Here is a 21,999-nt window from a genome sequence, read left to right on the forward strand (position 1 = left end):
AGGTAGTACCATCTATCATTATCTTTCAGCCAGCCTGTTTTTTTTACACCATTTTCAAAGTAGAACCATGTTCCATTTCCATCTTTTACCCAACCACTCTGTTCAGTAGCTTGCATATTTTGAGCTGTTTCGGCTGAACTTACAATTGGCTGAATGCTCAAGCCGAGAGTCGTTGCTAATGTAAGTGCTGCAATTTGTTTTTTCATAATTTTAATAACCCCCTATAGATATTTTTTCAGAGATCTACTATAAAAAAAAGTTATGATATATTTATGTAATTTAACATTTATAGTAGATTCATATAATAAAGTGAATAAAACGCTTATTATATTATTAATTTTGTTTTTAAAATCTGTAGAAATCACCCCATTTATATGTAATAGCTTAACTTCAATACATGAATTCCAAGTTTAAGAATGCTTGTAAACGTAGTATAAAATTAATAGATTTAAAAAATTTCTACAGATAAATATAAATCAATTGATTATTATGTATTTCCCTTGTAATGTAAACGATTACGCTGCAGTTTTTTATAAACAATAATTGCAACTATATTGATGTTACGCTATATTGAATGTTAAAAAATATTCATTTAAGAATAAATTGTTAAATTGCAGGAGAGAAAATGGATTTGTCTTATATAAATTTACAGATAAGCATAATGAAAGGTTAAAAGTCATGTCAGAGAAGTATAAGCAATTTAGTAAATAAAAAAGGAGAGGCTATTACAGCTCTCTTCAATGAATTGTATTTCAAAGTAACATGTGTTTAAGCGCATAGATTTCAAAAGAGAGAAAGAATCCCTTGTTGAAGATTTTGGTTTTATTTATTAATAATTACGGTACGTGAAATTATCTGCAGTATGATGAAAAGCCCTCATAGATCTTACACCTATGAGAGCTACCTAAGGGTATTTAGACTTTCGACTTCATACTATTTGTTATTGTCACTAATGACGGTAAAATTGACACATACTCCATTCTGTCATAACCAAAGATAAATCCTCTCTTTTTTACACATATGTTAGTATCATAAATTACTTTTTCATTTAGAATGTTCTTATTACTAGTTTGTTTTTCGTATAAATGTACCCTATTTATCCTCCCTCTTTTACGCTTCTCTATATTTGTATCCTATACAATAAAAATTTCTTTTTTCTTATCCATTTCTTACAATTTCCTTACGTTCAAATCACTTTTATTTGTGGATATCAAGACATTACTATCAAGCTAAAATTTTTTAGTACATCCAGAACAAAATTTTTTGTTAACTTTTACAAAAAGTTCATTTTTGCATTTTGAGGTAATTCTGAATTTTTAAGTTGGTGGGCATGGGGTAGATTTCTATAAAAAAAAGACACCCTTAGATGCCTTCCTCCGACTTGAATCATTTTAATTTTAATAATATAGTGATAAGTTTAAAAACTATAGGGATTTGTAAGTAGTTTTTACGAATTTATGAGTGTTTTTTATTTTGTATTTCAATAAGTTTATCTGGTATCAGTTTTGTATAATATTCTTTTTCTGTTAGTTCAAATATAAATAATGCTTTTTTCCAGTTATAAACAACATCTTCTACATTGTGTTGTTTAATCTTTAATAAAAACAGACCTTTTAAATAGAATAGTTCACCTAATAGGTATAAAGTATTTAGATTAATTGCTAATTTAATGCCCTTATCAATGTATTTTATTGCCTCTTCATTTTGATATGTGAAGGCCAAAGATTTTGCTAAATTTAAAATGATTTTTAGTTTAATTTCTTTATCTCTAGGAAAATTTAACTTATTAAAATCAGATAAACATCTTCTTAATATAGTAATACTTTTTTCATATTCTTTATTTTCTCCATGAAATATAGCCATTGTATGCATAATATCTATTTCTCTTTCTGATAAAAAATCAGAATTGGTTAAAGTTAGTTTTAATGCATAATTTAAAAGAGTTAAAGCAGTTTTGGTTGATCTATTTACCTCAAATATAGCAATTGCTTCATGCCATATTAGAAATTGTTTCTCTTCATTTGTTTGAAAGTTATTTAAGTTTTTCTCCTTTTTTACTATTTCATAAAGTTCTTTATATTGTTTTTGTTTTAAGCAATCTTTTATTACATATTTTACATTTTCTACATATTTAATTTTTTTGTTTTGAGTTAGTGCAAATATATTATTTGGATCAATACCAAGTCTTTCAGATAATTGATATAACAATATGCTAGATGGATAAATCACACCTTTTTCGATCTTGCTAATTTGACCTTGTGAACATATTCCATGACATAATTCGGATTGAGATATATTTTTTTTCATTCGAAGTTCTTTAATGGTAATACCCAAATCGTTAAATTCCATTTTCCCCACCTACTATTTAGCACTTTATTTGTATAATATTATTTAAAGTTAATATAATATAAAGTTAATTTAGTTGCAATTATTGTTTGTTGTAAAGGCCTTATCCTTTTTATAGGAAGATGAGGCTTTTTGTGCATAAAAAAGACACCCAAAGGCGCCTTCCTCCGACTTGATCAACATAAGACTTTTCTTATAGTACAAATATATTTGGGTTCCCACCCAACTTTGTTTCACCACATCTATTCATAAATTTTAATTAATTTATGGGTTAGACTACACCCATTTATACATTTCAAATACCAAATCGTCTAACTTACTTGTCCATCTTAATCCAGAAATTTCAGGGAAAAGAGATCTATAATTACCCCAGTTTAAGATATGAATATCCTGAAATTCTAAATCCTTTAGCGAGGATATACTTCTAGCATTATATGCAGGTTTGTGTACGTAAATTAACAATCTTTCAGCCAAGTCAATTTCAACTGACCATTCAGTTTCAGTTGAGTTTTTAGAACCATGAAACCTTCCAACATATATTTTAGTATTGTTAGAATCGTTAGTGTCCAGCCAATTTTCTTGAGAAATTCTTTTTCCTAGAGTCTGAAAATCGGCTTTTCCAATATACAACAGAATGCCATTACCATATATAGGAACGGTTGTAAATTTATCATGTGCTGGAGGTCAATCCGAATGGCATGGAATGCCTTCTTTAAACAGTATGGACATGAAAATCAACGAGTATACTTATAATTGGCAGGTAACAATTGAAGTTACCCACCTGTTTTTACTGGAACGGAGGAGTGAGCTCCATTTTGCAAGAGTACAGCCGGTGGGAAATCGGCTTAGATTTAGTATGTGTAATATAAAGAAGATTATTCGGAAAGAAATTGAAAATAAGATTACTCAAATGAAAATTTTTAATAACAGCTGTTGAGTGGAAAAGGGAAGTGAAAAATTTAGAAGATTATACGATTAAAACCAATGAAATCATTACAATGTTCTTCAAAATTCGAATGTTGAATAGTTTAATATCTCTTAATTTATTAAACTCATCCTCGATTCTTCATAAATTTAAAAAAGCTTAAATCCTTATGCACCAATGGATTTAAGCTTTTTATTTTGTAAGAATACACTTTGCAACAAGTTGCCATTAGGATAGTGTATCAGCAACTTGTAGCTATTACTATGAATGCTACATTCTTCAAAATTATTACACATTTTTTAGATTTTCTTTATATGATTCTATGCTTTATTTTAAATTATAATTCCATATTTATGAACAAACGTTTAGATTTATGGAAATTTGGACAAGTTATTATTACCACAAGCTTAATTAGGAGGGATTCCCGTGTTTGGGTTAGGAAAAAAGAGAACTCCATTTGGTGACTATTTAGACCGTAGAGGGATTAAACAACAATGGTTAGTACAACGAACCGGATTAAGTAAATCCTTAATAAGTGATTTAGCAAATAAGAAGGATCGTATTCCCACCTTAACATCCGCAACTAAAATCATTAAAACACTAAGGAGATTTGATAAACGTATTGATTATCATGATTTTTGGGACATAAATGCTTAAAACAACTAAAATATATCTTCCATTACAAATGTTCTCATAAACACATTTCGGTTTATAGCATATTGCTCTAACTTTGATTGTCGATAGTCTGATAATGTAAAAAAATTAATTACTGGAACAATAGCATTCTGTCTTTTATAAATATCTGTTATATGGCCATATAACTGTATTTTATGTTCGTTTGCCTTCATATGTTGCATACGATCTATTTCAACAAAATGGGGAACATTAGCCTCAAAATACGTTGCGTCAGGAATCATCTGATACCGTTGACCATTAATTGAAAACTGGATAGGTCTTTCTGTTTTCCATTCTGGAAATCCAAGCCACATCCAGCTTTCGTTTCGCATTAATATGTGCTGTAATTGACTACTTTTCTTTACTTCTTTTGTAATTCCCAATAAATTCCGTCCCTTTTTATTTAAATAATATACGTGTTCACGAGCCATTTTTGTAATGTGACAATACGGGTGCATATCCTTTAATACACGATTTGCATTTCGAATACTCCCTAGACAGTGGATGGCTTGTAATTGCCTCCTAGTTAAAAAATCCAACTTACTCAAAGTGGATAAAATCTCGATTTGTCTCGCTTTCTGTTTGAGTGTTTGATGCCTCATTTTGCTTCACCACCTTATATTGCTTTAGTAACTCCCACATATCTGTATCCTTTAAAAAAGGCACCTGAATTTCTTCTGTACGATCAGTCTTAAATAATGCTCTTCCTGGAAGAGAAGGTAAATCTTCAAGACCTGGTTCATCCAAAGCAACTTGTGAAGCGACCGCCGTTGGTAATCGAAAGCCTATTTTCGCATCAGCATTTTGTTTAATTTGCCTTGGTAATGTATCAGAGGTTGGATATTGCGTACAAAATATGAGCCGGAATCCTAAACCACCTCCGATTCTTGCGACTTCGGACAACATCTCCTGGCACAAAAATAAAACATCACGTTGTTTTTTAGGTAATCCTTGTGTCGGACAAAGATTTGCTCCTTCATCTACTATGATGAAGCAACGTTCTCTAATCGTTGTGTCTATGATATTAGTAAAATAGGACTTCTTCATCATTTCAATCTGTTTTACCATCTTTTCACGTACTCTTCCCAACATTCCTAATGCCTGTTTCGGGTTTTCAGCGACTTCTACAACTTGGGATAACTCTTTGTAAGGACTAAACTCTAGCCCTTCTTTTAAATCAATAATAAAAAATTTCACGTGTTGGGATTGTTGCAAAATCAAACTAGTCATCACATTTTTTAGGAATACTGTTTTTCCAAACCGTGTCATACCCGACACGCACATATGCGGTGTTTTCTCGAAATCATGATACACATGTTTATCTAACGCTTTCCCCACCACAACTCTCCATGTATGCTCTTTTAATAAATCCTTAGACCAATTCCACATTTCAGGTATTCTTTGGCTAAATACTCGAATATGAAGCTCTCTTTGATGAAACGATATTTTAACAGGTTTATATAGACCTTCTTCTAATACTTCAGCTAACTTTTGGATTAGTTGACTAGGTACACCAAGTGGCAACTTGTAAACATAATTCATACTTATATCATCTTTAATTTCTTTTATAAAAATGGGATATTGTAATTCACCTTTATGTTGAACACAAACCTTTGTAATTTCAAAAAACGTTGCAATTTTTTTCTTATCATTCAGTCCATTACTTTGGTAAAAATAAGCTACAGTTATAAAGGTTGCTGGGATTAATAAAAGTGACAACATTTCCTCCATACCTCCTTAAGGTAGTTGAGCCTGTATGGAAGCTTAGAAAAAGCTGTTTAAAATGCGCTATTATAATCATTTTCAACTACCAGATGTAATGCTAGCGTAGAAACACATCTAGAATATCCATTAGAACGTACCAAACACTCCCAATTAGTAAGCATTTAAGACCCGAACGTAGCAACCAATCTGGAAGATAAAAACCTTTCTTCTTCAGCAATTTTATTCCTAAAACTGAAGCCCCCGTCACGCCATATACAATCCCTAGCTCTCCAATGATTGTCATATTAACCCCATCCTTTTGGTTTAATGGATAAATTCCCTTTACTGTCCTTAAAAAGTTGATATTCGTCTAATAACTGATTCCAGGAGACAGCCAGTTCATCACCATATAGATCTTCTTCGATTTTTTGACTTAAATGATAATACCCTCGGTATTGTCGGTCCAGGTATACTTCATGTCGTCGCATGTGTTCTTGTATAGCACATACGTTTTCTTCATTTTTAGTAGCTTTGTACATTTGATTCAATGTTCGAGAAGAATACAGATAAGGTGTACTATACAGCATTTGATATTGATTCATATGTCTTCACCATCCATATAGAATTCTAGATACACTAAATACATATGATAATGATATGAGTTTTCGAATTTGTCCCTAAAAAAATACGTCATTCCAAAATAGGAATGACGTTTGACAGGAATCTTAAATTCTCTGACATGTTGTTATAGCCTTAAAAAATAACTGTGAGGATAGTTATAGATTTATTTTTGAACACACAATGGTATTTAATGAACGCTATAGTTTTGTTAGTTTTTCTATAATCATTGTTTATCGTTATACTATATCAGTTTGTTTATGAATAGTAATTAATAAAATCTAATATAAATATATATCTTATATATATTTAAAATATAAAGATAAAACTTTTATAGGACTGAGAAATGTACGTATATCCTTACTGTAACAAAGCCTTTTAACATTACATAGCGTAAAAAATCATAAATAGTAGAATTTTACAGCAGAAAAACAAACCATATTAAGCTCTAAAAACTACAAATAATCATAAATGAAACTTAGTATTTCTACATAAAAAATGAAACAAATTAATACATTATTAAACATATTTATTCAATCGTGAAATTTCATATGAATTCACGGAATATCCACAATTTGATTATAGATACCCACAAAAGATTCACATTATGTGTTAATTAATCAACATGATCCATATTAAGCACATAACTCACATAAATATTGATGATTTTTGATAGATAAAGGCGTATAAGCTATTTATATCAATGATAATTGCAGTAAATTACTCACATTATGTGTTATTTATCTACTTATCCACGAAAATTAATTTATTTCTTATGATTTCTTGTAGGTATTTGAATGTAGTTAGACAACCCATAACGTCTTTTTATGAAGGTATGTGTGGAAATTGAGATAAGTACCATACTATTTTTGTATATGATTGCATAAAAAAAGACTCTATTATGAATAGAATCGAGTAAAGTTACTTATTGTGAAGAAGGAGTAAAGCTCTTTTAAATAAACGTAGCAACACGAATAGCCCTCTATGTTGAATTTTTTTCAAAAATAGAGAGCTGATTATGATTAGTTCGCTTTCATGGCTGTCAGTACTTGCTCAGCTGTTGTTACTGAGGTACCAGCGCGTATTAACTGTTCAAAGGCACGCATAAATGTAATTAAATTAAAGTTATCTGGTACTTCAATAACACGAAGCTTTTCTTTCGGTAATTTATCTATCTTTTCAATGAACAATTCTCGAACATCACTAGGAATAAAGCGTTCTTTATGTCCTCTCGCCTTTAAGAGTTCACGTATTTCTATTTCTAAAGCCATATAAGCATTTAGGTTTGTACCTTGTTCATAGGCGTACTTTCTAAACAATGTTTCTTCTTGATACTTTAGATAGTTGCGGTGATACGATTCCTCTGTAACAGGTACAGCAAATTTAGAGTTTAGTAATTCATACGTTTTGCGGAACAACTTTTTGATGTTTCGCAGAGAATACATAGAGAAATGCAATCCGAAATCAAATACAGCTTGTTCTTTTTGTTCTTTTGGAACATGCTGTGTAATAAGTGGATAGATACCTTCTTTAGCAGCTGTATCAAGAATTTTATATTGTGATGTTTGATTTAATAATTTCTTCAGTGTATATACTAACTTGCTTGGATATTCTTCATTACGATCTATCATGTCACGTAAGCTATGAATTACACTTCGAATTTGTCGATTGCATGTATGTTTTAGCACATGGATAAATTTGTTCATGTCTTGTGTAAATTCTCCAATACTCATCTCTTGTAGTACTGATTCGATAAAACGAGCTTTACGAGCGTATGTAAGCTTTGGTGTGAATGGATCACGATACTGTACTTCTCCGCTTTCTTTTGTACATAAGAAATCCGTATGTAAGGATAGATATAGAGTTGTATATCTTTTTTTATTCTTAACCCCTTTTTGTAATTTACAAATTTTGAATAGTGGAGTCCCTGTACGTGGTAATGCAGTTGTTAACTCTGTTATAACCGCACGTATCTGATGTGGGTATTTTTTATGTAAGAAGCGGTACATCCCACCAAAATGAGTTTTATTCCCTCTTTCATCTTGTTTGTCTAAGGAACGTTTTAGTGTAGTTTCACTGTGCTGTTGCATTGCAATATCTAAGAATAGTTTCTTAGATGCAATTGATAACTCAAAGAAAGCTTTTGTAAATACCACTGGGCTAATATAAACATATGCATTGGCCTTTTCAGTTTCTTCATTCATAAAATGAGTTAATTTAATTGTATATCGGCCATCTAGTTCATTTTCAACCGAAATAATGTTATGTATACTTAATTTCTTTAATGCAATGTAGAATTGAGAATGCTGTATGTAAGCAAATTCTTCTTTATACAGTTTGTAATCTTCCCACATCATATGTATTGTTACATTTGGAATGACTCCATTTGTGTAACATTTTTTATGTAGATATAAGAAGACTTCCAGATCTGCGTTTGTAATGCCATATAATTTATGCTTTCTTCCCATTGTTTCCGAAATAGCAGATAGTGTACGACGTGAAAAAGATGGTTTAGCCTGTGCAACGAAGCCATCCACATCGGCAATACGCTCTTCGTATGTCATATGATCAACAATATCCTCAAGGTATGTATCTTTATAGCTGTAGTATTTTTCTTCGAAAGTTTCAACAAGTTTTTGCCAAGACTTCAGTGTTACTAAAACTGCATTTGTGGATTGTCCATTTAGACTACGTTGATTACGAATAATAAATGATTTCCCCATCTTTTTCACCTCCTACCTATAAAAATTGAAATAAATACCAAAAACTATAAAATATATCAATTATGATTATACCAAATCGAAATTTGATGAAATGCGTCCCTTTAAGAGAAAAAATGAAAAGATGAAATGCCCTCTAATCCCTTGTGTATCAAGGGGTTTCAGGATTCGTTCATTTTTTTTTATGGACATGATATAGCTATAGATTTTCATGTTGGTAGAAAAGATGAAAAATAGAAAAAAAACTTATAGACATGATTAAATCAACGTTTATACCGATTTTTAAAAAAACAAAAGGGACATGATATAGCTATGGATTTTCATATTTATAATTGTGAATTAAAGAGATGAAATCCTTTAAACATTGATGTTAATAGGGTTTATCTGTAATTTTACAATTAAAAAGGGACATGATATGGCTAGACTGGTTTTCATCTTTGGGTAAAAAAGGGGACATCATACAGCTATGGATTTTCATGTTGCATAAATACATGAAAATAGGGTTATAAACATGAAAACCCTTAATATAAAAAGGTTTATGGGGTTTTTATCTAAAATAAAAGGGACATCATATAGCTATAAATTTTCATAACTAATAGTATAGGTATAGTAGAAAAGCTTATATATCAAGCTTTAAGCACTTTTAGAAAAAAATTTCGAGATAATAAAAAAGGGACACATAATGTTATTTTTGTTTCATGTTTTGTTAAATAGGGACATGATATGGCTATAAATTTTCATGTTAATGAATTTGGGATGTTCGAAGTAATCGAAAAATAATAGTACTAAACAAGACTTGTTAAGCGGAGTTCCCCTTTTGAATATTGGACATAAAACGATTAAACTTTATTTTCAAGCTAGAGTAACTATGTTTTTAAGGTGAAATTAGAGCATGGTGAATAAAATGTCGAAAATATAAGAATTTTGTTATTTTTTCGTTGATTTATGTTATTTATAATGTTAAACTCATAACAACAAAGAAAGAGTAAACGAAAACCCTTAGCGATTAAATTGTCAGAATCTTCAATTTTTATTGGTTATTCCATGTGATTTTCACGTTTGTGTATTGCTTTTCTACTCTTTCTTTGTTCTTCTCTATAAAAGAAAACAATCTGTTTTTATCCGAGTTGTTTTCTTTTGTAAAGAGTTAATTTGTTTTTTATAACAGTTGGTTACTATTTTAAAAATTATTATTGTTTAGGGGTGATAGCCAATAGCCTGGTCATTTAATGAAGAGCTTTTATTACAATGGAGTGAATCCAGAAAGAGGTGAAAAACAAGAAATTTGGATGTTAGTTTTTTAATTTTAGAAAAGGAAGAATCAAAATATAGTGGACATACAATTACAATAAAGGAATGCAGTATAGATCATTATACTTGCATTCCTTTTCTATTATTAGATTGTTTTATGCAATTATTTTTTTCATTTTCTATATATCTGCATGAATAATTTTAAATAAAAATAGATGCAATTTTTTGTGAAATTGAAATAAAGTTTAATCGTTTTGAAAAAAGATTAACTATTTATAAAAAAAATGTAACGTTTTATCCCTTTGGATTTTAAAAATCGATTGAGTCTTGTATAATCAGTTACAGAGCAGGTTGTAAAGACGCAAACTAGATCCCTGCACATGTTAACGGTGGAATTAAAGTGCGGAATATTCTGACTTAATTTCTTGTTTTTCAAAAAAGGAACATCATATAGCTAGTTATTTTCAAGTTCAGATTAATAATGACTAAATGTATATAAGGAGCAGAATTTATATGGAAGACGTTCTACAATTGTTTAGAGATGCACTATCAATAACGGAACAATTGTATAAACAAGACGAGCAATTGTGGCATAAATGGGTGTCCTATTATCTTGAGGTTGAAGCAGATAAAAGTAAAATTGTGACTTCACAATACCTTTCTCCGTCATTTTCAATGCTCGTACAGTGGCTAGAGCAACAACAAAGAAAAGGTGTTTCTCCTCTAGATATATATAGAAATATAGATGAATATAGTTTAATCATTGATGAGACAATAGGTGTCTTTATTGAACAAGAGTTTCGTAAAAATCAGACAGTTAGTAATAAAGTGCATACAGCAACAAATGAATCAAATACAAATAAATTGAATGAAAACTATTTAGAAGTAAATAACTCAGCAGTGTATTATAAGTTAAGAGATGGAATAGCTAAAAATCAATTTGAAGAAGATGAAAACACAAGGTTAAAATCATATCCTATTGAAACAAAAGATAGTAATGGAGTGGCACAGCTTTCTTCTCATAAGGATGAAGACCTAAAGTTAACAAATATTGAAGAAGCAGCAAGATGGAATACATTAGTAGATGGTGTAATGAGTAATATGGATGATCTAACTGCAGATTGTTTAGATACCATCACGATTCAATGGTTGAATGAAGCAAAATCGCCCGATGAATTTATTGATTTTTCATATGAACAAGTTTTAGAGATGTGCAGTATTTCAAAGGCTAAGGCAAATGGTGTGGAATACTATAGGGTAGAAGATAAAATTAAAGTAGCGAAGCGGATTGCGGCCCTAGCAAGTATTTTTATATATCTAAATGATGACAATGAAGTAGTCGTATTAAATGATCGTGCTGAAACAGGTAAGCATTATGAAGTAAAACGTGAGGTAATTAAAAGACTATTCGTATTAGATTCTGTAGTTCTATGGAGAGATAAAAACACAAACGAATACATGGGAATAGAATCGTGCCGAATCAAACCGGGAAGTTTCTTATCCGGATATTTATATGGATCTAATAGTACTACAGCATTATTATCAAAAAAGGCACTTGAATATAATAGCTATAGACACAAATATCATAAAAGATTAATTCGATATTTGACATGGCAATGGAGAATCCGTCAAATGTTTTCTAGTTTACAAAGACCTTATTCTATAGGTGGAGATAAAGGTTTGTTAGCAGTTATGGGTATAAACCAGAAGCAAAAACCGAATCGTATTCGCGAACAATTAGAAAATGTTCTTATGGATCTAGAAAAAGAAGAGGTAATTTCTCATTGGGAATATGACAATGGTTTAGAAGAAGAAAAACTGACAAAGAAGAATTGGTTTAAAAACTATTATTCACAGTTAGGAATAGTAATATTGCCACCCAAAGAACTCATTAGTTCAATGGAAAACTTAGCTAAAAAGAAAACAATTGATACAATACATGAGGAAATTCAACCAATAAAAATTGTAGAAAAACCATTAGATACGAGTGAAAATGAACAAGAAATTAGAGAGAAAATAGAGCTTGTGCATATGAAAAAGAATATAACCATGCGTGAACTTTCAATAGAGATAGGTATATCGCAACCTACTCTTTCTAGATTTTATAATAAAAAAACAAAACGTCTCTCCAGTACGGCGAGAAGCAAATTAAATCAATGGTATAAACGACAGTTAATCATTGATAAGATGTAAGTTGAAAATTAAACCTAAAAAAAGAGTCCTAGAAATAGGACTCTTTTTTTAGAGTATTTACATACTAATTACCAAATAAACTTGCCGTATCAAGATCATCATATTCATCATTCAAAACATTTGTTTCAGATTTAGAAACGTCTTCTTTTTTTACATCTTCATCATCGGGCTTCTCTTCAGAAGTTCCAATTACTTCATTAGAAGATTTAATCTCATTATGGATGTTTTGATCATCATTTTTGATAATGAGTTTTGAATCATTCAATAGGACCCGTTTAACCTCATTTAAAAAATCTTTATCTTGAAGTAAGATCTCTCTTTGCATTTGTTGTTGAATCTTATAATCACCAACATCTTGTAAACCATGTTTATCAATAAAGTAACAGACAAGTTTATATAATGAATCTGCTATATTTCCTTGAGATTCAAACCATTTAAAGAATTCCTCGTTCTCAATTTTTTTGAGATTCCAAAAGAAAGATTCTCTTTTCTTGTCAGCCATATTATCTCACCTTTTTTCGAGTAAGAATTTTCTTGATTACTTGCATCCCTCTAGCATTCATATCTACAGCATATTTTTCTGGAATCCATAACAAGTACATACCAACTTGCTCACAATACTCTAATAGTTGATTATATAACTCATCTTTAAAAGTAACACTTCCCCCACCGTATACACATAAAATTTCAGCTTCACTAGCGGTATTGCTTACATACTTTTCACTTGTATCTTCTAAGATAAGTTCAGCTTGTTCTACTTTTGTAATATTAAAGTACCCAGTTGCTTCTTCATAGTATTTATGATCTGGATCTTGAAGGATTTGTGAGAATTGTTGGCGTTTAATGTTTGTTCCACGTTCTTGGTTTAATAGCCTAACAGCTTCTTCTGTAGCATGCCCAACTCCACGTCTTTCTCCACTACAAGCATCAATGACTGGATTTACACCAACTGTGTATATATACTCAGTTGTTCCATCTCCAATGTCGCTATGTAAGATTTTTTTGTTCTTAAAGAAGGATTTTTCAACTGTCTCTACCTCAAGTTTGTCTTTATATAGTTTAATAAAGTCACTAAACATATCTTCTTCACCTTCAAGGATTGCATATAAAGGAGGAACGCCTTCCTGAGTAATGTTTGCACTATTAAATGTTAAGCTGACTGTTACTTGTTCTTCCCCTACATAAACAACTACAACATGATTTGAATTAGTAAAACGTTGCTCTAGGTGTTTTGCATTTACTGGTGTCCATTGGCTTGCTGGAATAGCTGAAATAAGATCAACAGTCACATTAATTGATTGTGGTAGTTGTTCAGTTCTTTCCCACTCAAGCTGAACGGATTTATTTGCAATTAGTCCTAGCATATTAATTAACGGCAAATCGTCGTTATATTTTTGCCCTACTTTAATGTTCATGTTTTTTGGGTTCTTCCCTGTTAGCATCGCTCGATTACCAATAAAGTACATACCAGATCTTCTAATTGATTTACTAGCAATATTTACAAACATATTGTCTACTAGATTAATCACATTTTTTTGAGTGTTTGTTTCTGTTACATTTGGCATTGAGTAAACGCTTTGATATACGTTTTTCATTTTTATGTATTCACCATTAATGTAACCTTTAAAAGAATCGTTCCCAATATCGCCTTCAATGTCTATATGAAGAGTTTTCCCTTTTGAATTCTTCATTATACATCACCTCTATAAAATTTATTTTTTATTTATATTTAATAAATATATTATACCTTAAAATTAGAGTGATTACAAGGTTTCGAAAGAAATCTACCTTAATTAAATATTCATTAGATATAATTTAAATATAAAATTGATATTTATGTAAATTAGCTTGAATCCAACGGTTGATTAATCAAGATAATATATAAAATAAATATAAATTAGATATTTATTTTATATTAATTAGAACTAAATTCAATTTGTTTTCTAGATTAATTGTTTTGTAGTTAATTGTATGTTTTGTAAGGCATTTATATAAGCCTTGGAGAAGTTTTCTATATGCGTTGAATGAATTCCTTTAAGATATTCTTAGGAATTAACGTTAGAATTAATAGTTTAAATTATAATCTTCTTAAGAGAATTTAAAGTTTTCGAGGGTGTATTTAAATTCGCTAACAGACAAACGTTATCGAAGTGTTAATTTGGTGTTTAATAATACATAAACGCTATACGTTATTATGGCGTTTATCCCTTTAATAACAACGTTTATAAGGTTTTTGTTAACGAATAAAAAAGTTGTTTTAAAAATAAAAAAGTTGTTTAAAAACAGGCTATAAAATCAGATTTTTACAGCCGGTTTCTTGTATATATAGCTAGAATAAAGCATGTTTGGATTTCAATTTTTACTCTATCTTTATAAACATCCATTACCCTAAACGTTTGAGAAATTAGCAATAAGTCTGGAGCAAAAGTAAGTCCATACGGGCTTAATTCCCAAGTGAAAAATTCGATATGCTCACTATACCAATAATCATAGCTTAATCACCTTTACCCTCAGATCTGGAAAAATCACTTGTTACTTCATTTATTTATAAAAAATTAATCTCTGTATATTTTATAATTGCTAAATGAGTGTTGTCTCCAGCCAATACAATATCGTACTAACCAAACTTTTGAATTTCTTCTCTTTCAAGCTCGTAAACACATTGTGCAGCGTATGTTCCTATTTTGATTCCTTTAACAACTAAACTTCTTAATTCATCTCTCATTTCCTTGGAACCATCTCCAAACACCCAGGCACCTGGAACACCTATGTTTAACTCATTTTCTCTCTTGTACATATGCCAATATTCTTCTATCTTATTAACTGATATTAGTCACTCATCTCTATAATCTATCAATATTTTAGAAGAACATGTAAGCCAAAAAATATATTAATTTAGGATGTCTTGCTTTCCCTAATCCATGTATATAATGTGAGTTCACAGTTTACATAATAATATTTGGCATGACCCTCTAGATTTAGTGTAATAACTGATAGCCCGCTTAAGTTATAGTGTTCAAAAATAATAATGAAAGCATTAATTAGAGCGAGTAATTTGTATATGAACCAACCCGATTATTTAAGTTAGAATTCATTTTTTAGTTAATAAAGTAGATAGTTGGATCTGAAAGTTTAATACTTTCAAGAAGATGTGATGTTTTAGAGAATGTAACTAAACCCCCTAAGGTATAAACGTTATCAAAGTGTTATTTTAGTGTTTAAGAATACGTAAACGCCATCCGTTTTTGTAGCGACTATCCCTTTCATATCAACGTTTACAAAGGCTCGTTTATTTAGAGGCATGCAGCTTTTACTAAGAGTGCTTAGAGATAACGATAAAGGATTTGTTGATAAAGCTTAAAGTTGAGGATCAAGAAAGCTTTGTTTGTGAAATTTAGGGGCGCGTTATTTTAAATTTGTAGTTTCATTACAAATAAGCTAATGATATATTTGTAATGAAGAAGCGCAATTTAAGTATTCAATATATAATTTCATTACAACAAGATTAAAATGAATACAGAATGAACGTTTGTGAAGTGGTAAATTAACGTTCTGATAAACGTGAACGCTATGCGTTCATAATCCGTTAAACCCATTTTTTTATGGGGTTAAGGCATTCTTACTTAAGTTCCATGATATGAAAATATTAAGAAGTTAGGGCGTTACAGCGTCTAACCAAGCTTCCCGAAAAACTGATGGAATTTTGATGATTTTGAAAATAACGATCTATACATTGATATTAATTAATACCGATGATTTGTGGGATTCATAGGTAAGGCCAAAGAAATATATAAATACTTCTAATTGTTGAAATGGTGGAAGTACCTTAAACGCAATAAAATTGAAAGTAATACTCTAAATTTTATACAAAATTAAATTTAAATTTGAGTTGAGGTATAGAAAAATTAAGATTTGTCGTGAACGCTAGGCGTTTATGGTGCGTTAACCCCTTGATATTAAAAGGATTAAAATGACTTTGATATGTTTGAATTAAGAAAAGTAATTAAGAAAAGGTTGAGAAAAAGACAGGGTTTTTTGGCTTTTTCAACTAATAATATTATAATTGAAATTAAGTGTTTTTCTCTTTATTATACTTAGGCGATATGTATGAACTTTTAATGAGTATTAGTTAGATGTATATTAGTAAATATACGTTTTACTTTTGAAGTTAAATAAGTATTAAAGACAGACATAAGAGGAATTCTTTTTAATGATGTATATTTAGCCTTGTGAAGGTGATTTGAAAAATAAAAAAAAGCGGTAATTACCGCTTTTTTTATTTGGGAAATGTGTTTAAAAGAAAATCGCCCAATTATTTTCGATTGAACAAACGTTGAATGAACGTTTGTTTACTGTTATCTTGTTGTTCTTGGCGATCTTCATTTAACAATTGAATGGCTTTATCCAGTTTTTCCTGTAGTAACTGGATTTGTAAATCTTTTTCTTCCTTTTCTGAGCGTTCTTGTAATAATAAATTAATAATATCTTGGTTTTGTTGTACAATTTTTTCTTGCTGGTTAAACATATAGGAAAACTTATCTTGAATTATTGAAATATCTGTTTGTGAACGTTTCTGAAGTGTTACTTCAGTTTCATTTTCTTCCTGAACACTATCCGTTTTCGGGGCGTTTTCTTCGATTGTCTCCATGCTTCGTGTAGCGGCCTCTTCTAATTTCCAGTTTTGATTTAGGTATTCCTTCATTTGTTTTAAAATATCTATATCATTTTCATAATAAATTCTTTGGTTACGTTCATTTCTTTCAAATATGTACTCCATTTTTTCTAGTTCAATTGACCATCTACGAAGTGTATTGGTGTTTATATCCAGTTGCTTTGCTACTTCTTGTGCAAAATATCCATATTCCAAACTTCACACCTCCATTATTTGTGTGTTAGATATTCTTTCTTTATTAGAAGGATCATTCCTCTAATAATAAAAATCTTTATTGGGCCACTCGGTAAGAAGCTTTACTACCTTTAAAATGTTTTCAGTGCAGCTACTTGTGTGCTAGATTAGTCTATGTATCTAGTATTAATGTTAATTAAATTATAAAGGTTATCCGTTTTGATAACGTTCACCTTTGGAAGTAAAAGATATTTAGTAGACAATAGAATAACTAAAGAATTACTTAAAATTTTATTATTAAAAGTTTGTTTCCAATATAAGAATTTTACTAGATATATGTGCAAGAATCAAAGTTTTCATTAATAGAATTAGTATCCAGTTAATATTCTTTTAATTCAAAATACGCAAAAATTAATAAGGGGGTGTATTGAACGCTATGCGTTTAAATAGCGTTTTACTAGTAAATAATAATACTCAATGTGAAATAGAGATACTTCTAATGAAATTTTTTTCCTCAAAATGGCTTATAAGGTGTTTTAAACTTTTACATAATCTACAAAGTATTAGAGGTATTTAATCTTAAACAAAAATAATGCTACTAGGTTATATTTAATAGTTTACGTTTTTTAGTATGGTCGATCTTTTTAAAGTGTATTCAATAGCTAGTGACATTCTTTAGAAGTGGGGGAGGAAGGGGGAGGCTGAAATGAATAGAATTTTATCAGATTTTAGGGAAGCTGATTGCAGGCATCTACATAATCATTTATATATTTTGCAAGTTGAATCGGATTCCCTAAAATTAGACAAAAGAGAAAGAATTCCAGAATGCTATATTAAATAAATCTTGTTTTAAAAAGTAAAACCATTAATAACATTAGAATAAATAATGATGCTTTTAAACTTACTCTAGCAAGCTATTCAGCATTGTCTCTTAGTAAATTTCAAGTTTAATTTGATAGTTAAAGAAGAGCTAACTATAAATATATTATGGTTAACTGTATACGTAGATTGCCTGAAACTTCAAAATACAAATCCTATAAGATGATTTGTATTTTGAAGTTTCTTGTGTCGAAAAATAGCAAGTTTATGACTGTTTATAAGAGGATATGACAAATAGCCTTGCTATGGTTGATTTTTTTAAGCAAGGCTACAGACTAGTATGATTTTTTAAATTTAATTACTCTCTTCTAAAAAATTATAGAAAACAAATTCTCTTTTTTTATTTAAACCATGCAGTGATTTCTTTTCTAATGCGTTTTGATTTCTTCGTTCCCAGTTTTGTTTAGATTTTTGCCCAAACATTTTTATAAAATGTGCAGGATTGCTATTTTGAGCTTGATTGTATTGGAACCATTGCACACATTCTTCAAAATCCCATCTAGCATAGCGATCGATATAATGTGGCATCCTTAAAGCAATTGTGTATGCATCCTTTTCACTAAGATGATTTAGTTCTTGGCTTAAAATGTAGTAATAAGCCTTTCTCTGATCCTCACTTAGATAGTCATCTAAATCTTGTAATCTGTTATGTTTTTCTATTAATTCAAAATCCTTATCTGATTTTTTTTGTTTATTTATGTCGAAAATATCTAAAGAATTAGACGAGACTTGTATATCATTCTTTAGATTTTCAGGATTGGCTACAAAATTTTTCTTAAAGAGTTTTTCACTTAGAAATTTAGTGAAAGTAGAGCACACATCAATTGCTAAAGCCCATTTTATCTTAAAATATTCAATGATTTTTAAATAGTTGTTATGTATGGTTAATATGTAAATTGAAGGGGCGATTTTACCATGTCTTCGCACTTTAATTTGTTGGCATACGCCCAGATCTTGCAGCCATGTCAACACGTAGTTAATGACTGGTTTTGAAATACCTGATTTTTTGCTGATGTGTTCTTGCCTAACTTGACTATAGCCTTCTTGTACTAAATAAGATAAAACAGTCTCTAAGGCTTCATATTTTCTTTTGGTAAGATAATCTTTAGTGGTAACACCCTCATATTCTAGGACAATAGTATCAATATAAGTAGTAATTTTCTTTATTGCTTGATTTATAGCTCCAGAAGTCTTTGATAAGTGTTTGATACGTGGACTTAATTCAGCTTTTGCTCGACTGAGCAAAAAATTGTGCAACAACACAGAAAAAACCTCCTAATTTTCCCACCACAAATAAACTGGAAAACAAGGGTTTTATATTCACATTATATGCACCTTATGGTATAATTTTAATATCAAGTATGATACTAAAGAAATACACATACACTTATAGTGTGAATTAAAACCCTATCTTTGGAGTTTTTAATTGGATCCGGTCGCCAAACTAGAAACCAATTAAAAACTGGCGGTGGGGTTTTATTTTTTTTGGTTATAAAAATATAATACCTTGATAAGTTATTTATATTTTACAATTCTGTTTAAAGAATATCAACACTCTAAGTTCATATTTAAAACAAAAGAGGAAAATATAGATGGAATTAATATTTTTACGTCTAAAATTAACTGAATATTTAGTATTTAAATGAGAAAAATTGAAAGTATTTAGCTATGGTATAATCACTATACATATGTAGGTTTCTGAATATTCCTTGAATTCGGCCGCATACTTCTGAAAAAGAGGTGAATATACATGGAAAATATAAATCAAGAAATTGATAATTACTTAGCTTTTAAAAATATAACATACACAAACCTTGCAAAAGAAGTTGGTGTTTCGAAATCAACTATTTCAAATTACCTTAACAAGAATAATGCATTGTCAGTATACACTTTTTCAAAGCTTGTATATGTTGTTTTTGAAAACGATAAAGATAAGCAAGAACAAATGATTATTAACTACTTAAATACATTAAGGGATAGAATGAATATAAATGTGAAGCTTGCATTTGCAATTGCCCATTTAAATGATTATTTAAAATTAATGAAATCTATTTATCAACTGTGTAAGAAAAGTGAAGATATAGAAATGAAGCGATTGGCAAAAATTTTTAGTTTATATATTGCTCGTTTAGATGGTGAGGATATTAAAAGCATATATTTAGACATTGAGAAAGCTAGAATGATATCTAATAAAAGTAATTATGATGTAGAAATCTATTGTGACATTCTTAGTATGCTGATTTTATGTGATTTGGGTGATTTCGGATTGATGGAGGGATATAAAGTTAGGATTGAACGTAATATTGAATTAGTGACTAATAATTACTTAAAGAATTTATATTATTTTTGGGTAACAGAATTATGGAGTTATACGCTTTTAAGAAGAGATATGTGTAAAGAATTTAAAGAAAGCAATACATATTTAAGAACTTATAAAGATTTAAAATTCTTTCCGGTTATGGAAGCATTCTTGAATATAAGATGCGGAGAAAATTGCATGTTTACTAATTATAATAAGTCTTTAAATTTCTTTTTAGAAGCTACAAGTATATTGAGTAGAGCGAAAGAAAGTTTAAAATTTAGAATAGCCTTGAATGATATTAATTTTATAAGAATTGTTTGGTGGAAAGATATAGATAAAATAGAATTTAATAAACTTCATCCAGCTGAGTACGCACTTTTTTTAATTAAAGAAGGGAAGAAAGATGCAGCTATTAAAATATTAGAGAGAATTGAAAAGAATAAAGGGTATTTATCACCTATGCAGACGTGCTATATGGGGATGGCTAAGGATAATTTAGAATTAGTAAAAAAATCCATTAATATGTTTAAGTCAAATAATGATTTTTTGTACGTGAAGTTTGCAGAAGGAATATATGATAAAAATATAGAAAAAATAATGTAGTTTTTGCAGAAAGGAGCGAATAGAGTGAAGAAGCTATTTAGATTGATAATAATTACCTTGTTTTTGATAACATTAGTAAATGTATTATTAGGTAAAATGCTATCACATCAACACTATTCTAAATATAAAAATATTGATGATCAATCTGTTTCTTATATGAAGGTCGATCCTGATGGAGGCTCTCCGGGGTTATTTGAATCCTATGTATTTAATTTGGAACCTAAAGTTACAGTGGAAAATCCCATAATGTATAGAATGGTCGATCCTGGTGGTGGAGGCTAATTCTAAACCCACTTTATAAAAAAAGACATCGTTTAAACGATGTCTTTTGTGCGTTTATAAGACGTTTTATAACTTTCTAAATAAGAAACTACGAAATGTATGTGTGTAGATTCACAATTTATAAATGGAGGGATAGAAATGAAATTAAGTATAGATCAGCTTACAGAAATTATAAAAGAGATGGATTTACAAACTTTTAGTGAGCTTATTGAATTATGTTCAGAATATAGTTGTAAAGAGAAATAAGAGGGTCTCAATCATAGGGACTTTCTTATTCCTCCTTATTAATTTGCATTGTTAATTTGTTTGCATATTTTAGTAACTCTTCCTCAATTCTAGGTTTATGTTCATCTGGAACGCTCATGTATTTTTCATAGAGTAGTCGTGCTAGACGTTCAACGGGATCTTCACCCTTTATAGTATTTAATAATTCCTTATCAGGAATTTCACTTTTTAATAAAGAAGCTGTACTTACGTCAAAATAATTTGCGATCTCTTCTAATTTGTTTAGGCGTGGTTTTTTTTCTCCGGTCTCCCAACTAGAAACAGTTCTATAAGTAGTTTTAAGGTCATTGGCCATTTCTTTTCGAGCTACTCCTTTTAAAGCTCTTAATTTTTTTATATTTTTTCCTAATACGTTCTCTTCAATCTTCAT

At 29.8% G+C, this 21,999-nt stretch carries 16 protein-coding genes and 2 pseudogenes; 4 read left to right on the top strand and 14 right to left on the bottom strand.

Translation table 11 applies throughout. The features are described from left to right. The 3 genes and pseudogenes from DN390_RS31535 to DN390_RS29640 all read right to left on the bottom strand — a co-directional run. A pseudogene (locus tag DN390_RS31535) lies at positions 1–206 on the bottom strand (NlpC/P60 family protein); the annotation flags it as partial. 1,249 nt (positions 207–1,455) lie between these two features. Then, positions 1,456–2,349, bottom strand: a complete 894-nt coding sequence (locus tag DN390_RS29635) for a helix-turn-helix domain-containing protein (protein WP_147809263.1) — start codon at positions 2,347–2,349, stop codon at positions 1,456–1,458. Positions 2,350–2,622: 273 nt separating this feature from the next. Beyond that, entirely contained in the window at positions 2,623–2,976 is a 354-nt protein-coding gene (locus DN390_RS29640) for a hypothetical protein (RefSeq protein ID WP_255444315.1), read from the bottom strand. A gap of 721 nt (positions 2,977–3,697) precedes the next feature. Here DN390_RS29640 and DN390_RS29645 point away from each other — a divergent pair. Next, on the top strand, positions 3,698–3,928 hold the full coding sequence (locus DN390_RS29645; protein WP_147809264.1) for a helix-turn-helix transcriptional regulator: 231 nt from the start codon (positions 3,698–3,700) through the stop codon (positions 3,926–3,928). Between the two features lie 5 nt (positions 3,929–3,933). On the opposite strand, the gene DN390_RS29650 is transcribed toward DN390_RS29645, so the two are convergent. The 5 genes from DN390_RS29650 to DN390_RS29670 all read right to left on the bottom strand — a co-directional run bounded on the left by DN390_RS29650 (position 3,934) and on the right by DN390_RS29670 (position 8,991). Continuing rightward, positions 3,934–4,548 carry a replication-relaxation family protein gene (locus DN390_RS29650; protein ID WP_147809265.1) on the bottom strand — a complete coding sequence of 205 codons (615 nt, stop codon included), beginning with the start codon at positions 4,546–4,548 and terminating at the stop codon, positions 3,934–3,936. Then, positions 4,487–5,668 (bottom strand): FtsK/SpoIIIE domain-containing protein, encoded by a 1,182-nt coding sequence (locus tag DN390_RS29655; RefSeq protein WP_147809266.1) that lies wholly within the window; start codon positions 5,666–5,668, stop codon positions 4,487–4,489. Before DN390_RS29655 ends, DN390_RS29650 begins: the two co-directional genes overlap by 62 nt. 100 nt (positions 5,669–5,768) lie before the next feature. Next, on the bottom strand, positions 5,769–5,954 hold the full coding sequence (locus DN390_RS29660; protein ID WP_147809267.1) for a hypothetical protein: 186 nt from the start codon (positions 5,952–5,954) through the stop codon (positions 5,769–5,771). A gap of 1 nt (position 5,955) precedes the next feature. Further along, entirely contained in the window at positions 5,956–6,252 is a 297-nt protein-coding gene (locus DN390_RS29665; protein WP_147809268.1) for a hypothetical protein, read from the bottom strand. A 1,038-nt stretch (positions 6,253–7,290) separates the two neighbouring features. Next, positions 7,291–8,991 carry a hypothetical protein gene (locus DN390_RS29670; RefSeq protein ID WP_147809269.1) on the bottom strand — a complete coding sequence of 567 codons (1,701 nt, stop codon included), beginning with the start codon at positions 8,989–8,991 and terminating at the stop codon, positions 7,291–7,293. Positions 8,992–10,752: 1,761 nt separating this feature from the next. On the opposite strand from DN390_RS29670, the gene DN390_RS29675 reads away from it, so the two are divergent. Then, positions 10,753–12,432, top strand: a complete 1,680-nt coding sequence (locus DN390_RS29675; protein ID WP_147809270.1) for a helix-turn-helix domain-containing protein — start codon at positions 10,753–10,755, stop codon at positions 12,430–12,432. Between the two features lie 64 nt (positions 12,433–12,496). Here DN390_RS29675 and DN390_RS29680 read toward each other — a convergent pair whose 3' ends face one another. The 5 genes and pseudogenes from DN390_RS29680 to DN390_RS29700 form a co-directional block, all read right to left on the bottom strand. Continuing rightward, positions 12,497–12,934: a hypothetical protein gene (locus tag DN390_RS29680; protein ID WP_147809271.1), complete on the bottom strand. Its 438-nt coding sequence runs from the start codon at positions 12,932–12,934 to the stop codon at positions 12,497–12,499. A 1-nt stretch (position 12,935) separates the two neighbouring features. Next, positions 12,936–14,123, bottom strand: a complete 1,188-nt coding sequence (locus tag DN390_RS29685) for a ParM/StbA family protein (RefSeq protein WP_098645715.1) — start codon at positions 14,121–14,123, stop codon at positions 12,936–12,938. Between the two features lie 612 nt (positions 14,124–14,735). After that, positions 14,736–15,262, bottom strand: a pseudogene (locus DN390_RS29690) (ASCH domain-containing protein). 1,482 nt (positions 15,263–16,744) lie between these two features. Then, positions 16,745–17,299 carry a MerR family transcriptional regulator gene (locus DN390_RS29695; protein WP_147809272.1) on the bottom strand — a complete coding sequence of 185 codons (555 nt, stop codon included), beginning with the start codon at positions 17,297–17,299 and terminating at the stop codon, positions 16,745–16,747. A gap of 1,152 nt (positions 17,300–18,451) precedes the next feature. Further along, entirely contained in the window at positions 18,452–19,420 is a 969-nt protein-coding gene (locus tag DN390_RS29700; RefSeq protein WP_147809273.1) for a Replicase RepFR55, read from the bottom strand. Positions 19,421–19,907: 487 nt separating this feature from the next. On the opposite strand from DN390_RS29700, the gene DN390_RS29705 reads away from it, so the two are divergent. Both DN390_RS29705 and DN390_RS29710 read left to right on the top strand, forming a co-directional pair. Next, on the top strand, positions 19,908–21,062 hold the full coding sequence (locus DN390_RS29705; RefSeq protein WP_147809274.1) for an AimR family lysis-lysogeny pheromone receptor: 1,155 nt from the start codon (positions 19,908–19,910) through the stop codon (positions 21,060–21,062). 24 nt (positions 21,063–21,086) lie between these two features. After that, a complete protein-coding gene (locus DN390_RS29710; RefSeq protein ID WP_147809275.1) occupies positions 21,087–21,344 on the top strand; it encodes a hypothetical protein in 258 nt (85 codons plus the stop codon). Positions 21,345–21,615: 271 nt separating this feature from the next. Here DN390_RS29710 and DN390_RS29715 read toward each other — a convergent pair whose 3' ends face one another. Further along, positions 21,616–21,999, bottom strand: a complete 384-nt coding sequence (locus DN390_RS29715) for a helix-turn-helix domain-containing protein (RefSeq protein ID WP_098298013.1) — start codon at positions 21,997–21,999, stop codon at positions 21,616–21,618.

The sequence above is a fragment of the Bacillus sp. SH7-1 genome, assembly GCF_008042405.1.
In the GTDB taxonomy this organism is placed as follows: Bacteria; Bacillota; Bacilli; order Bacillales; family Bacillaceae_G; genus Bacillus_A; species Bacillus_A thuringiensis_N.